13 protein-coding genes are annotated in these 13,497 nt (G+C 70.4%); 11 read left to right on the forward strand and 2 right to left on the reverse strand.

Translation table 11 applies throughout. From position 1 onward, the window contains the following. The 5 genes from mdh to K3554_RS01290 all read left to right on the forward strand — a co-directional run bounded on the left by mdh (position 1) and on the right by K3554_RS01290 (position 4,449). On the forward strand, positions 1-963 hold the full coding sequence (gene mdh / locus K3554_RS01270) for a malate dehydrogenase (protein ID WP_259942592.1): 963 nt from the start codon (positions 1-3) through the stop codon (positions 961-963). A 187-nt stretch (positions 964-1,150) separates the two neighbouring features. Next, positions 1,151-2,344 carry an ADP-forming succinate--CoA ligase subunit beta gene (gene sucC / locus K3554_RS01275; protein ID WP_259942593.1) on the forward strand — a complete coding sequence of 398 codons (1,194 nt, stop codon included), beginning with the start codon at positions 1,151-1,153 and terminating at the stop codon, positions 2,342-2,344. A gap of 164 nt (positions 2,345-2,508) precedes the next feature. Next, positions 2,509-2,928, forward strand: coding sequence for a succinyl-CoA synthetase subunit beta (locus tag K3554_RS01280; RefSeq protein WP_259942595.1), 420 nt, complete (start codon positions 2,509-2,511; stop codon positions 2,926-2,928). Between the two features lie 10 nt (positions 2,929-2,938). Beyond that, positions 2,939-3,826 (forward strand): succinate--CoA ligase subunit alpha, encoded by an 888-nt coding sequence (gene sucD, locus K3554_RS01285; protein WP_259942598.1) that lies wholly within the window; start codon positions 2,939-2,941, stop codon positions 3,824-3,826. Positions 3,827-3,840: 14 nt separating this feature from the next. Beyond that, positions 3,841-4,449: a hypothetical protein gene (locus K3554_RS01290; protein ID WP_259942600.1), complete on the forward strand. Its 609-nt coding sequence runs from the start codon at positions 3,841-3,843 to the stop codon at positions 4,447-4,449. A 5-nt stretch (positions 4,450-4,454) separates the two neighbouring features. Here the strand turns inward: K3554_RS01290 and K3554_RS01295 are convergent, their stop codons facing one another. Beyond that, positions 4,455-5,333 (reverse strand): hypothetical protein, encoded by an 879-nt coding sequence (locus K3554_RS01295; protein WP_259942601.1) that lies wholly within the window; start codon positions 5,331-5,333, stop codon positions 4,455-4,457. Between the two features lie 62 nt (positions 5,334-5,395). Here K3554_RS01295 and K3554_RS01300 point away from each other — a divergent pair, with 62 nt between their 5' ends. Both K3554_RS01300 and odhB read left to right on the forward strand, forming a co-directional pair. Then, the gene (locus K3554_RS01300) at positions 5,396-8,347 is read left to right on the forward strand and encodes a 2-oxoglutarate dehydrogenase E1 component (RefSeq protein WP_259942603.1); all 2,952 of its coding nucleotides are present in this window, start codon (positions 5,396-5,398) and stop codon (positions 8,345-8,347) included. A gap of 4 nt (positions 8,348-8,351) precedes the next feature. Next, positions 8,352-9,920: a 2-oxoglutarate dehydrogenase complex dihydrolipoyllysine-residue succinyltransferase gene (odhB, locus tag K3554_RS01305; RefSeq protein ID WP_259942605.1), complete on the forward strand. Its 1,569-nt coding sequence runs from the start codon at positions 8,352-8,354 to the stop codon at positions 9,918-9,920. A gap of 736 nt (positions 9,921-10,656) precedes the next feature. Here odhB and K3554_RS01310 read toward each other — a convergent pair. Then, positions 10,657-11,040 (reverse strand): rhodanese-like domain-containing protein, encoded by a 384-nt coding sequence (locus K3554_RS01310; protein WP_259942606.1) that lies wholly within the window; start codon positions 11,038-11,040, stop codon positions 10,657-10,659. A 173-nt stretch (positions 11,041-11,213) separates the two neighbouring features. On the opposite strand from K3554_RS01310, the gene K3554_RS01315 reads away from it, so the two are divergent. From K3554_RS01315 to lpdA, 4 genes are all read left to right on the forward strand, one after another. Next, the gene (locus K3554_RS01315) at positions 11,214-11,453 is read left to right on the forward strand and encodes a DUF3303 family protein (protein WP_259942607.1); all 240 of its coding nucleotides are present in this window, start codon (positions 11,214-11,216) and stop codon (positions 11,451-11,453) included. Further along, positions 11,450-11,629: a hypothetical protein gene (locus K3554_RS01320; protein WP_259942608.1), complete on the forward strand. Its 180-nt coding sequence runs from the start codon at positions 11,450-11,452 to the stop codon at positions 11,627-11,629. The genes K3554_RS01315 and K3554_RS01320 overlap by 4 nt, the downstream gene beginning before the upstream one ends. Continuing rightward, positions 11,626-12,021: an MAPEG family protein gene (locus tag K3554_RS01325; RefSeq protein WP_259942609.1), complete on the forward strand. Its 396-nt coding sequence runs from the start codon at positions 11,626-11,628 to the stop codon at positions 12,019-12,021. The genes K3554_RS01320 and K3554_RS01325 overlap by 4 nt, the downstream gene beginning before the upstream one ends. A gap of 67 nt (positions 12,022-12,088) precedes the next feature. Further along, a complete protein-coding gene (lpdA, locus tag K3554_RS01330; protein ID WP_259942610.1) occupies positions 12,089-13,483 on the forward strand; it encodes a dihydrolipoyl dehydrogenase in 1,395 nt (464 codons plus the stop codon). Positions 13,484-13,497 lie beyond the last annotated feature (14 nt).

Consider the following 13,497-nt stretch of genomic DNA (forward strand, 5'->3'; position numbering starts at 1 on the left):
ATGGCCCGACCCAAGATCGCCCTCATCGGCGCCGGCCAGATCGGCGGCACGCTCGCCCATCTCGCCGCCATCAAGGAGCTGGGGGACGTCGTCCTCTTCGACATCGCCGAGGGCGTGCCGCAGGGCAAGGCGCTCGACATCGCCGAGAGCGGCCCGGTCGAGGGCTTCGACGCGAAGCTCGCGGGCACCAACGACTACGCCGACATCGCCGGCGCCGACGTGTGCATCGTCACCGCGGGCGTGCCGCGCAAGCCGGGCATGAGCCGCGACGACCTCCTGGGCATCAACCTCAAAGTCATGAAATCCGTGGGCGAGGGCATCGCCGCCCATGCGCCGGACGCCTTCGTGATCTGCATCACCAACCCGCTGGACGCGATGGTCTGGGCGCTGCGCGAGTACTCGGGCCTGCCCCACGAGAAGGTGGTCGGCATGGCCGGCGTGCTCGACTCGGGCCGCTTCCGCCACTTCCTGAGCCTCGAGTTCGACGTCTCCATGCGCGACGTCTCGGCCTTCGTGCTGGGCGGCCACGGCGACACGATGGTGCCCCTCACCCGCTACTCCACCGTGGGCGGCATCCCCCTGCCCGACCTGGTCCAGATGGGCTGGACCACCCAGGAGCGGCTCGATGCGATCGTGCAGCGCACCCGCGACGGCGGCGCCGAGATCGTCGGGCTCCTGAAGACCGGCTCGGCCTTCTACGCCCCCGCCGCCTCGGCGATCGAGATGGCCGAGGCCTACCTCAAAGACCAGCGGCGCCTCCTGCCGGCGGCCGCCTGGGTCGACGGGGCGCTGGGCCTCAAGGGCATGTACGTGGGCGTGCCCACGGTGATCGGCGCGAACGGCATCGAGCGCGTGGTGGACATCAAGCTCGGTCGCGACGAGCAGGCGATGTTCGACAAGTCGGTGGACGCCGTGAAGGGCCTCGTGGAGGCCTGCAAGGCGATCGACGGCACGCTGGGCTGAGTCCCCGCCCGGCGGCCGGGGGCGTGCGTCCCCGGCCGCCGGCCCACTTGTGATCACACCCCGATCGAGTGTGATCACGATCGGCGCGTTTCCGCGCCTGATAGCGCCAACTTTCCCGATTCCGGTTCCCCTCGCGTCCCGCCCGTGCCACCCCGCCGGCGATCCGGACATCAGCGGGGACGCACGCATGAACATCCACGAGTACCAGGCCAAGGCGCTCCTGCGCGACTTCGGCGCCCCCGTGAGCGAGGGCGTGGCCGTGACCAAGGCCGCCGACGCCAAGACCGCCGCCGCGCAGCTCGACGGACCTCTCTGGGTGGTCAAGGCGCAGATCCACGCGGGCGGCCGGGGCAAGGGCTCGTTCAAGGAGACCGATGCGGGCGAGAAGGGCGGCGTGCGCCTGGCCAAGTCCGTGGAGGAGGCCGCCGAGGAGGCGCGGCGGATGCTGGGCAACACCCTCGTCACGCACCAGACCGGCCCCGCGGGCAAGCAGGTCAACCGCATCTACATCGAGGATGGCTCGGACATCGCGTGCGAGCTGTACCTGGCCCTTCTCGTGGACCGTCAGACCAGCCGTATCGGCTTCGTCTGCTCCACCGAGGGCGGGATGGACATCGAGGAGGTCGCCGCCTCCACCCCCGAGAAGATCGTCAGCTTCTCGGTCGATCCCGCCACCGGCTTCCAGCCCTGGCACGGCCGCCGCGTCGCCTTCGCCCTCGGGCTCGAGGGCCAGCAGGTCAAGCAGTGCGTGAAGCTGATGGGGCAGCTCTACCGGGCCTTCACCGAGAAGGACATGGAGATGCTGGAGATCAACCCGCTGATCGTGACCGACGCGGGCGACCTCAAGGTGCTCGATGCCAAGGTCGGCTTCGACGGCAACGCCATCTACCGCCACAAGGACATCGCCGAGCTGCGCGACGAGACCGAGGAGGACCCCAAGGAGCTGGCGGCCTCGAAGCACGACCTCAACTACATCGCCCTGGACGGAGAGATCGGCTGCATGGTCAACGGCGCCGGCCTCGCCATGGCGACCATGGACATCATCAAGCTCTATGGCGCCGAGCCCGCGAACTTCCTCGACGTGGGCGGCGGCGCCACGAAGGAGAAGGTGACCGAGGCGTTCAAGATCATCACCTCGGACCCGAACGTGAAGGGCATCCTCGTCAACATCTTCGGCGGCATCATGCGCTGCGACGTGATCGCCGAGGGCGTGGTCGCGGCCGTGAAGGAAGTCGGCCTGAAGGTGCCGCTGGTGGTCCGCCTCGAGGGCACCAACGTCCAGAAGGGCAAGGACATCATCAACGGCTCCGGCCTCGACGTGATCGCCGCCGACGACCTGAAGGACGGCGCGCAGAAGATCGTGAAGGCGGTCAAAGGGTGAGGGGCGGCCCGGCAAAGCCGGCGATCGATCCAGTGGATCGATCGAGCCCCGAACGGGCGAAGCCCCGGAGCGGCGCGGACGCGCAAGCGAAGGGCAGGAAGCTCGTGCTCGCGACGGCACTGTCCCTCCTCGCCCCCCCGGCCCTCGCCGGCCCGGAGGAGGCCATGACGGCCTTCGCGGAGAACTGCTTCTCGCCCCTCATGACCGCCGAGCGGGCCGAGGCCCTGCTCGCCCCCACCGGCGCGCGGGTGGACTTCTACGACAGCCGCCCGTTCTCGGACGCCCCTCCCTCGACCACCGGGGGCCGCGCGCCCACGCCCGGCACCGACCGCCGCTGCGAGGTCGCCTTCGACGGCGACCACGCGGATGCCGCCGTGGAGGCCGCCGTGGCGGGCCTCCTGGCCGAGGGCATCCGGGACGAGGCTCCCCTCCCCCGCACCCACGCGGCGGCGGACGGCACCGCGCTGCTCGCCGCCCGCTACCTCAACCCCTCGCGCGTCGCCGTGGTCCACGTGGGCACCCGCCCCGGCCCCGACGGCACCGAGACATACATGCAGGTGGAGCGTCTCGCTCCGCGCAACTGAAGGACCGCGCATGGCAATCCTCGTCGACGAGAACACCAAGGTCATCTGCCAGGGCCTCACCGGCTCGCAGGGCACCTTCCACTCCGAGCAGGCCATCGCCTACGGCACCAAGATGGTCGGCGGCGTGACGCCCGGAAAGGGTGGCCAGACCCACCTCGACCTGCCGGTCTTCGACAGCTGCCACGAGGCCGTGGAGCGCACCGGCGCCAACGCCTCCGTGATCTACGTGCCGCCCCCCTTCGCGGCCGACTCCATCCTGGAGGCCATCGACGCCGAGATCCCGCTGGTGGTCTGCATCACGGAAGGCATCCCGGTGCTCGACATGATGAAGGTGAAGCGCGCCCTCGACGGCTCGAAGACGCGGCTGATCGGGCCGAACTGCCCGGGCGTCATCACGCCCGACGCCTGCAAGATCGGCATCATGCCCGGCCACATCCACAAGCGCGGCTCGGTGGGCGTGGTGTCGCGCTCGGGCACGCTGACCTACGAGGCCGTCAAGCAGACCGCCGACCTCGGGCTGGGCCAGTCCACGGCCGTGGGCATCGGCGGCGATCCCATCAAGGGCACCGAGCACATCGACGTCCTCGAGATGTTCCTGGCCGACGACGAGACCCGGTCGATGATCATGATCGGCGAGATCGGCGGCACCGCCGAGGAGGAGGCCGCCCAGTTCCTGGCCGACGAGCGCAAGCGGGGCCGCTGGAAGCCGACGGCCGGCTTCATCGCCGGGCGCACCGCCCCCCCGGGCCGCCGCATGGGCCACGCCGGCGCCATCGTGGCGGGCGGCAAGGGCGACGCGGAGTCCAAGATCGAGGCCATGAAGGCCGCCGGCATCGTGGTCGCCGACAGCCCCGCCACCCTGGGCGAGGCCGTGCAGGAGGCGATCGCGAAGGGATGAGCCGGGTTCGCGCCATGGCCGGGCGAGTGCGGCGGGCCTACGCCGGGCGCGGCCCGCTCGCGCGGCGCGACTTCCTGCGCGCCGTGGCGCCCCCCTTGGCGCTGCTCGCCCTCTGGGTCGCGGTCGTCGCCGCACTGTCGGAGCCGCCGCCGACGCCCGCCCCCACCGCCGGGGCCGAGACCGCGCCCGAGGCGCTGGGGCGCATCCTCGCGGGGCTGGCGGATCAGCTCGGGGCGGCGGGGCTCTTGGTGCTGGCCCTCGCCCTCGTGCCGCTCGGGATCGCCTCGGTGCGGCGCCTGCGCGACGCGGGCCTCGCTAGGGCCATCGGCGTCCCCCTCGTGGTGGCGCCCGCGGCCCTGTGGCTCGCGTGGCTGGCGCGCGTGGCCGAGTTCTACGACCTCGTGCTGACCCGCGCGCTGTTCGCGGCGCTCTCCACGGACGCCTTCGTGTCCACGGCCGTCGTGGTCGTGCTTTTCTGCTGGGCCTTCGTGGCCACCTTCCTCGTGGACGCGCTGGTGGTGGTGGCCGTGGACGTCGGGCTGCTGGCCATGGCCGCGGGGGCGAGCCTCTTGCTGATCCTCGGCCTCGCCGCGCCGACCCGCCGGCCGCGGGGAGCGGCATGAGCGCCCTAGCCGCCCCGCGCGAGGTGCCAGTGCGCCGTGGGCACGTCCCCGTCGCGGGCGCACCGGGCGATGTCGTCGGCCAGCAGGGCGCGCAGGCGGGCGAGGTCCGCGGGCGCGGGCTGCCACGCGCCGGTGGTGGCGCTCTCCAGGAGGCGCCGCACGGCGCCGCGGGGACCGGCCGGCACCACGCGGCGCACGGCCCGGCGCAGGGGCGCGGCGCGCAGGAGGCGGTTCAGGGCGCCCACGCGCGGCACCCGGCCCCGGTTCGCGTGGGGCAGCGCGGCGCCCTCGGGCGGCTCCAGCCCCATCGCCGCGAACAGGGCGCCGCGGGCCTCGTCGAGCCGGTGGTAGTCCAACACCAGCACCTCCCCCACAGCACGCCAGCGCGCCAGCGCCTCGGCGTAGCGGGATCGCTCGGCGTGACGGAACAGGGGCTGCCAGCCCGCCGCGCGGCGCTCGGCCTCGAGATCGAGCGCGTGGGCGAGCGTCTCGCGCTCCAACCCGTCGCGCAGGGTGTGGCGGTACTCGCTCACGGCCCGCTCCACGGGGTCGCGCAGCACGGCGGCGACGACCGTGCAGCCCGGCTGCTCTTCGGCGAAGCGCGCCACCCGCTCCGGCGCGGCGGCGTTGTGGAGCATGTCGGTGGAGGCGTCCACGCGCCACGCCGCGCCCGGCTCGAACAGCGCCTCCCACGCCGCGCGCCCGGCGACGATGTCGGCGCGGAACGCGCGCGCGCCCGGCCCGGCCCAGCGCCGCTCGGCGAAGTCGGTGAAGTGCCGCGGCTCCTTGCCCCGCGCCACCGAGACCGCCACGTGCCGCTCCAATGCTGCTGCCAGCGAGGTGGTGCCGCCCTTCGGCGCGCCGATCAGGAACAGGTGGTTCACGCCGCCCTCATAGCCCCGCCCCGCCCCCGAGGCGAGGGCCGTCCCGCCCAGGAGGCGATCCGATGACCGGACAGAATCCCAACGACGCGTTCCGCTCCACCTCCTTCATGCAGGGGCACAACGCGGCCTACCTGGAGCAGCTCTACGCGCGCTACAGTGCAGACCCCGGCGCGGTGGACGAGGCCTGGGCCGCGTTCTTCCGCTCCATGGACGGCGAGTCGTCGGGCGCCACCGGCCCCTCCTGGGCCCGCGCCGACTGGCCGCCGCAGCCCTCCGACGACCTCACGGCGGCGCTGACCGGCGAGTGGCCCGAGGCCCCCGCCAAGGAGACGAAGGCCGCCGGAGACAAGATCCGGGCCAAGGCCGCCGAGCAGGGCGCGTCCATCACCGACGAGCAGGTGCGCCGCGCCGTGCTCGACTCGATCCGCGCGCTGATGCTGATCCGCGCCTACCGCATCCGCGGCCACCTCGCCGCCGACCTCGACCCCCTGGGCATGCGCGCCGAGGTGCCCCATCCCGAGCTCGACCCCCGCTCCTACGGCTTCGAGGAGGCCGACATGGAGCGGCCGATCTTCATCGACCAGGTGCTGGGTCTGGAGGTCGCGACGCTCCGCCAGATCGTGTCGATCCTGCGCCGCACCTACTGCGGCACCTTCGCGCTGCAGTACATGCACATCTCCGACCCAGAGCAGTCCGCCTGGCTCAAGGAGCGGATCGAGGGCCTGGGCAAGGAGATCGAGTTCACCCAGGCGGGGCGCAAGGCGATCCTCAACAAGCTGGTCGAGGCCGAGGGCTTCGAGAAGTACCTGCACGTCAAGTACATGGGCACCAAGCGCTTCGGCCTCGACGGCGGCGAGGCCCTGATCCCGGCGATGGAGCAGATCATCAAGCGCGGCGGCCAGCTCGGTCTGCGCGACATCGTGATCGGCATGCCCCACCGCGGACGCCTCTCGGTGCTCGCCAACGTGATGGGCAAGCCCTACCGCGCCATCTTCAACGAGTTCCAAGGCGGCAGCTTCAAGCCCGAGGAGGTCGACGGGTCGGGCGACGTGAAGTACCACCTCGGCGCCTCCAGCGACCGGGAGTTCGATGGCAACGTCGTGCACCTGTCGCTGACCGCGAACCCCAGCCACCTCGAGGCCGTGAACCCCGTGGTGCTCGGCAAGGTGCGCGCCAAGCAGGACCAGCTCGGCGACACCGAGCGCCGCAAGGTGACGGGCGTGCTCCTCCACGGGGATGCCGCCTTCGCGGGTCAGGGCGTGGTGGCCGAGTGCTTCGCGCTCTCGGGCGTGCGCGGCCACCGCACCGGCGGCACCATCCACCTCGTGGTGAACAACCAGATCGGCTTCACCACCGCGCCGCACTTCTCGCGCTCCAGCCCCTACCCTACCGACAACGCGCTGGTGGTCGAGGCGCCCATCTTCCACGTCAACGGCGACGACCCCGAAGCCGTGGTCCACGCCGCCCGCGTGGCGATCGAGTTCCGGCAGAAGTTCGGCAAGGACGTCGTGGTCGACATCTTCTGCTACCGCCGCTTCGGTCACAACGAGGGCGACGAGCCCATGTTCACCAACCCCCTGATGTACAAGCGCATCAAGGGCCACAAGACGACGCTCTCGCTCTACTCCGAGCGCCTCGCGCGCGACGGGCTGATCCCCGAGGGCGAGGTCGAGGCGATGCAGGCCGCCTTCCAGAAGCGGCTGGCGGACGAGTTCGAGGCCGGCCGCGACTACCGCCCCAACAAGGCCGACTGGCTCGACGGGCGCTGGAAGCACATCGACCGGCGCGACGAGTCCGAATACGTGCGCGGCGAGACCGGCATCTCCGAGGCGACCTTCCGCGAGGTGGGCGAGGCGATCACCCGCGTTCCCGAGGGCTTCCCGCTCCACAAGACCGTGGGCCGCCTGATGGAGAGCCGCCGCGCCATGTTCGAGGGCGGCGAGGGCTTCGACTGGGCCACCGGCGAGGCGCTGGCCTTCGGCTCGCTCCTGACCGAGGGCTACAAGGTGCGCCTGTCGGGGCAGGACTCGACGCGGGGCACCTTCTCGCAGCGGCACTCGGGCCTGATCGACCAGACCTCCGAGGAGCGGCACTATCCGCTCAACCACATCCGCGAGGGGCAGGCCCCGTTCGAGGTGATCGACTCGGCGCTGTCGGAGTACGCGGTGCTCGGCTTCGAGTACGGCTATTCGCTGGCCGAGCCCAACGCCCTGACCATGTGGGAGGCGCAGTTCGGCGACTTCGCCAACGGCGCCCAGATCATGTTCGACCAGTTCATCTCGTCCGGCGAGTCGAAGTGGCTGCGCATGTCCGGCCTCGTGTGCCTCCTGCCCCACGGCTACGAGGGCCAGGGCCCCGAGCACTCCTCGGCGCGGCTGGAGCGGTTCCTGCAGATGTGCGGCGGCGACAACTGGATCGTGGCCAACTGCACCACGCCGGCCAACTACTTCCACATCCTGCGCCGCCAGCTCCACCGCACCTTCCGCAAGCCGCTGGTGCTGATGACGCCCAAGTCGCTCTTGCGCCACAAGATGGCCGTCAGCCGCGCCGAGGAGTTCCAGTCCGGCTCCACATTCCACCGGGTGCTGTGGGACGACGCCCAGCACGGCAACTCCGAGCTGCAGCTGAAGCCGGACGCCGAGATCCGCCGCGTGGTGCTGTGCTCGGGCAAGGTCTACTACGACCTGCTGGAAGCGCGGGATGCCGCCGGGGCGGACGACGTGTACCTCCTGCGCCTCGAGCAGTTCTACCCGTTCCCGGCGCTGGCGATGGTCAAGGAGCTGGAGCGCTTCAAGGACGCCGAGATGGTCTGGTGCCAGGAAGAGCCCAAGAACCAGGGCGGCTGGACCTTCGTGGAGCCGAACCTCGAATGGGTGCTGACCCGCATCGGCGCCGCCCACACGCGGCCCCGCTACGTGGGCCGCACCGCATCCGCCTCGCCGGCCACGGGCCTCGCGTCGCAGCACAAGGCACAACAAGAGGCGCTCGTCACCGAAGCGCTGAGCATGGAGTGATCGAATGATCGAAGTGAAGGTCCCCACGCTGGGCGAATCCGTGACCGAGGCCACCGTGGCCACCTGGTTCAAGAAGCCCGGCGACCCCGTCGCCACCGACGAGATGCTGTGCGAGCTGGAGACCGACAAGGTCACGGTGGAGGTGCCCAGCCCCACCACCGGCACGCTCGGCGAGATCGTGGCCCAGGAGGGCGAGACCGTGGGCGTCGACGCCCTGCTCGCCACCATCCAGGAGGGCGCGGGCGCCGACGCCTCCTACGCCTCCGCTCCGGCGGCCGTGGCCAAGCCCGGCTCCGAGGAGGGCACCAGCGACGCGGGCGGCGCGGTGAGCGCGAAGTCGGACGAGGGCGCGTCCGGCGGCGGCGGCGGCGGCCAGTCCATCGACGTCGTGGTGCCCGCCCTGGGCGAGAGCGTCTCCGAGGCCACGGTCGCCTCGTGGTTCAAGAAGCCCGGCGACGCGGTCGCGCAGGACGAGATGCTCTGCGAGCTGGAGACCGACAAGGTCTCGGTCGAGGTGCCCGCCCCCGCGGCTGGAACCTTAAGCGAGATCCTCGTGGCCGAGGGCGAGGTGGTGCAGGCGGGCGGCACGCTCGCGCGCATGACCGCGGGCAGCGGCGCGGACGTGCACGAGCCGAAGCTCGTCGACCCCGAGCCGCGCCCCGCGGCGAAGGCCGTGGCGCAGTCCGCGGACATCGAGCACGCGCCGTCGGCCAAGAAGATCATGGCCGAGAAGGGGCTCGACCCCGCCCAGGTGCAGGGCACCGGCAAGGACGGCCGCATCATGAAGCAGGACGCCCAGCGCGCCGAGGCGCCCTCGAAGGCCCCCGCGCCCGCGAAGGCCGAATCCCGCGCCCCCACCCCCGCCGCCGACGAGGGCCGCGAGGAGCGGGTGCGCATGACGCGCCTGCGCCAGACCATCGCCCGGCGCCTCAAGGACGCGCAGAACACCGCCGCGATGCTGACCACCTACAACGAGGTGGACATGTCGGCGATCATGGCGCTGCGCTCGGAGTACAAGGACCTGTTCCTCAAGAAGCACGGCGTGAAGCTCGGCTTCATGAGCTTCTTCACCAAGGCCTGCATCCACGCGCTCGGCGAGGTGCCCGAGGTCAACGCCGAGATCGACGGGACGGACGTGGTCTACAAGCGCTACGTGCACATGGGCATCGCCGCGGGCACGCCCACGGGCCTCGTGGTCCCCGTGATCCACGACGCCGACGCCATGAGCTTCGCGCAGATCGAGAAGGCCATCGCCGAGAAGGGCGCCGCGGCGCGCGACGGCAAGCTGTCGATGGCCGACATGCAGGGCGGCACGTTCACGATCTCGAACGGCGGCGTCTACGGCTCGCTGATGAGCTCGCCCATCCTCAACCCGCCCCAGTCCGGCATCCTGGGCATGCACAAGATCCAGGACCGCCCCGTGGTGGTGGGCGGCGAGATCGTCATCCGCCCGATGATGTACCTGGCGCTGAGCTACGACCACCGCATCGTGGACGGGAAGGGGGCGGTCACGTTCCTCGTGCGGGTGAAGGAGGCGCTGGAGGACCCGCGGCGGCTGCTGATGGATTTGTAGCAGACAAGTGGGACTGATTGCGGTAGAAAGTAGTTGGCTGAGTTAAGGAATGAACCCTTTACCTAGTTCATGCCAAGGACTTTCTCCGCAGTCGGGATCGGGGCGTTCAGCTTTTACGTAGCTTTCCAAGGACTCGAAGTCGTTGCCGTCGTAACCGGGAATGATTTAGATGCGCAGAAAGTGGCGCGGCTCTTTACCAATAGTGATGAAGCCTCGCTTTTGCTGTTGCCGTGGATATTCTTTGCATACGTTCTTGGAGATCTCCTCCTCGATGGCGGCTGGTCCCTCATCGATTACGATATGCGCGTTGAGGGCAAACTATTCAAAAGCCACAAGTCAGATAGTGGAGCATTCCAGACGGCAGTTGTCTCTAGACTAGTCACTCGAATAGAAACCTTGACGTCTCTGTCTTGGTTAGTTCCCGTACTTCTAGTCGCATGGACGCTGGAAAGAGCAGTTTCGGAAAGCAGTCCCATTTACGCTTTTCCAGGAATAGTGTTTGCGATTACTACCTTCATTGGTATCCGCAGAACTGCCAGAAGGCAATTCAGGCGGCTACATATGCTTGCCGAAATGCTAGAGAGCGAAGATTCATAGGCGATTGAGACTTACTCTTTTATACGGCACCTGAGGCGGAATTTTTTGCCGATGGCGATAGCACGTGATGCCTAGCCTTACGTTGGAATAGAGCGCTACGACGCCCAGCGCGGCGTCGCCAAACCCATTGAGGCGCGCCCTACTCCTCCGCCTCCTCCACTTCCCCCCCGGCCTCCTGCCACTCCTTGAACCCGCCGCCGCTCCAGACCTTCTCGTAGCCCATCTCGCCCAGCGTCTTGGCCGCCAGCGCCGCGCGGCCGCCGCTTGCGCAGTAGACGACCACCTCGCGGTCCTTGGCGAACCGCGCGTCGTGGTAGGGGCTGTCGGGGTCGGCGCGGAACTCCAGCATGCCGCGCGAGACGTTGGCCGCGCCCGGGATGCGGCCCGAGGCCGCCACCTCGGTGGGGTCGCGCACGTCCACCACCAGCGCCCCCGCCTCGACCTTGCGCCGCAGCGCCTCGTGGTCGAGCGTCTCCACCGACGCCTTGGCCTCCGCCACGTAGTCCTTCGACGACTTCGCCATCGTGTCCTCCTCCGTTGGTCGCGCGCAGCCTAGCACGCCTCCGCGCCGCCGCGACCGCCCCGTGCCGGCGCCCATGTCGCATTCGGCCCTTTCCCCGCCCCCGCCTCGGCACTGGCGACCGGCGGCTCCGCCGTGCGAGGGTGCCCCCGTCCCCCACGCGCGGAGCCGCCCCCATGAACCTCCTCCTCCACCTCACGCCCCCCGCCTACGACGCCTGGAAGGCCGGGTTCGACGCCGACACCGAGAAGCGCATGAACGCGGGCCTCACCCTCCTGCAGCTCTGGCGCGACGCCGACAGCGGCGGCGTCACCGCCCTCTTCGAGGTCAACGACCGCGCCAAGGCCGAGGCCTGGCTCGAAGTCGAGAACGCCACCGGCCCCGCGCTCGCGGCCCGCTTCATGCGCCGCGCATGAGCGAGCCCGCCCGCCGCGCCCTCGCCTTCTGGGTCCTGCGCGTGGCCGTCGCCTTCGTGCTGGCCGCCGCCATCCAGGCCTGGCGCGGGCCCGACCCGTTCCTGTGGTGGCTGGCCCTCGGGTATGCGGCGCTCTCGGCGCTCACCACCTGGATGATCCTGAGGACCCGCCGATGACCCCCGAGCTCCTCGCCCTCGCCCTCGCCGTGCTGCTCCACGCGGCGCAGTTCGCGCTCTACGCGATCCCCGCCAACCGCGAGGTCGGCATGGGCTACACCATGTCCGCCCGCGACCGCCCGCCCTCGCGCCAGCTCTCGCAGCGCACCGAGCGCATGGGGCGCGCCTTCGACAACCACGCCGCCAGCCTCGCGCTCTTCACCGCCGCCGTGGCCGTGGTGACGCTTTCGGGCGAGGCCACGGCCTTCACCGCCGTGCTCGCCTTCGTGCATCTCGGCGCCCGCATCCTCTACGTGCCGGCCTACGCCATGGGCCTGCGCCCCGGCCGCTCGCTCCTGTGGATGGTGGGGTTCACCGCGACGCTCCTGATGGTTATCTCGGCCCTGATCTGACCGCTTCCCACCCGCGACGACGGAACCCGGGGGCAGCGCCCCCGGCTTCCGCAACGAAGGACACCCCATGGCCCAATACGACCTCATCGTCATCGGCTCCGGCCCCGGCGGCTACGTCTGCGCGATCCGCGCGGCGCAGCTCGGGCTCAAGACCGCCTGCGTCGAGGGCCGCGAGACCCTGGGCGGCACCTGCCTGAACGTGGGCTGCATCCCCTCGAAGGCCCTGCTGCATGCCTCCCACCAGCTCCACGAGGCGCAGCACAACTTCGAGAAGATGGGCCTCATGGGCGACGCCCCCTCGGTCGATTGGGCCAAGATGCTCGGCTACAAAGACGAGGTCATCGCCGGCAACACCAAGGGCATCGAGTTCCTGTTCAAGAAGAACAAGATCGACTGGCTCAAGGGCTGGGCCTCGATCCCCGAGGCGGGAAAGGTGAAGGTGGGCGACGAGGTCCACGAGGCGAAGCACATCGTGGTCGCCTCGGGCTCCGAGAGCGCGCCCGTCCCCGGCGCCGACGTCACCGTCGACGAGAAGACGGTGGTCACCTCCACCGGCGCGCTGGCGCTGGAGAAGATCCCCGAGACAATGACCGTGATCGGCGGCGGCGTGATCGGGCTGGAGCTGGGCTCGGTCTACGCCCGCCTCGGCACGAAGGTGACCGTGGTCGAGTACCTCGACGGCATCACCCCCGGCCAGGACGCCGAGGTCGCCAAGACCTTCCAGCGCATCCTCAAGCGCCAGGGGCTCGAGTTCGTGACCGGCGCCGCCGTGTCCAAGGTCGAGACCGGCGAGGGCGGGGCCACCACGCACTACACCCTGCGCAAGGACGACAGCGCCCACACCCTCGAATCCGAGATCGTGCTCGTGGCAACGGGCCGGCGCCCCTACACGGACGGCCTGGGGCTGGAGGCCCTGGGCGTCACGCTCACCCAGCGCGGCCAGATCGAGGTGGACGACCACTACCTCACCTCCGTGGAGGGCATCCGCGCCATCGGCGACGCCATCGCCGGCCCGATGCTGGCCCATAAGGCCGAGGACGAGGGCATGGCCGTGGCCGAGATCCTGGCCGGCCAGGCGGGCCACGTGAACTACGAGGTGATCCCGGGCGTGATCTACACCCACCCCGAGGTCGCCTCCGTGGGCCTCACCGAGGAGCTCGCCAAGGAGGAGGGCCGCGCCTACAAGGTCGGCAAGTTCGCGTTCCAGGGCAACGGCCGCGCCAAGGCCAACTTCGCGGCCGACGGCTTCGTGAAGATGATCGCCGATGCGGAGACCGACCGCATCCTCGGCTGCCACGTGATCGGCCCCATGGCGGGCGACCTGATCCACGAGATCTGCGTGGCCATGGAATTCGGCGCCGCCGCCGAGGACGTGGCGCGGACCTGCCACGCGCACCCGACGTACTCGGAAGCGATGCGCGAGGCCGCGCTGGCCTGCGGCGACGGGGCGATCCACGCCTGAGGACTGCACCCTGA

The sequence above is a fragment of the Jannaschia sp. W003 genome (genome assembly GCF_025144335.1).
Taxonomy (GTDB): Bacteria; Pseudomonadota; Alphaproteobacteria; order Rhodobacterales; family Rhodobacteraceae; genus Jannaschia.

Coding starts and splice junctions, on each gene's coding strand:
- odhB (WP_259942605.1), top strand. CDS start 8,352: ATGATCGAAGTGAAGGTCCCCACGCTGGGCGAATCCGTGACCGAGGCC.
- sucC (WP_259942593.1), top strand. CDS start 1,151: ATGAACATCCACGAGTACCAGGCCAAGGCGCTCCTGCGCGACTTCGGC.
- sucD (WP_259942598.1), top strand. CDS start 2,939: ATGGCAATCCTCGTCGACGAGAACACCAAGGTCATCTGCCAGGGCCTC.
- K3554_RS01310 (WP_259942606.1), bottom strand. CDS start 11,040: ATGGCGAAGTCGTCGAAGGACTACGTGGCGGAGGCCAAGGCGTCGGTG.
- lpdA (WP_259942610.1), top strand. CDS start 12,089: ATGGCCCAATACGACCTCATCGTCATCGGCTCCGGCCCCGGCGGCTAC.
- K3554_RS01320 (WP_259942608.1), top strand. CDS start 11,450: ATGAGCGAGCCCGCCCGCCGCGCCCTCGCCTTCTGGGTCCTGCGCGTG.
- K3554_RS01325 (WP_259942609.1), top strand. CDS start 11,626: ATGACCCCCGAGCTCCTCGCCCTCGCCCTCGCCGTGCTGCTCCACGCG.
- mdh (WP_259942592.1), top strand. CDS start 1: ATGGCCCGACCCAAGATCGCCCTCATCGGCGCCGGCCAGATCGGCGGC.
- K3554_RS01290 (WP_259942600.1), top strand. CDS start 3,841: ATGGCCGGGCGAGTGCGGCGGGCCTACGCCGGGCGCGGCCCGCTCGCG.
- K3554_RS01315 (WP_259942607.1), top strand. CDS start 11,214: ATGAACCTCCTCCTCCACCTCACGCCCCCCGCCTACGACGCCTGGAAG.
- K3554_RS01300 (WP_259942603.1), top strand. CDS start 5,396: ATGACCGGACAGAATCCCAACGACGCGTTCCGCTCCACCTCCTTCATG.
- K3554_RS01280 (WP_259942595.1), top strand. CDS start 2,509: ATGACGGCCTTCGCGGAGAACTGCTTCTCGCCCCTCATGACCGCCGAG.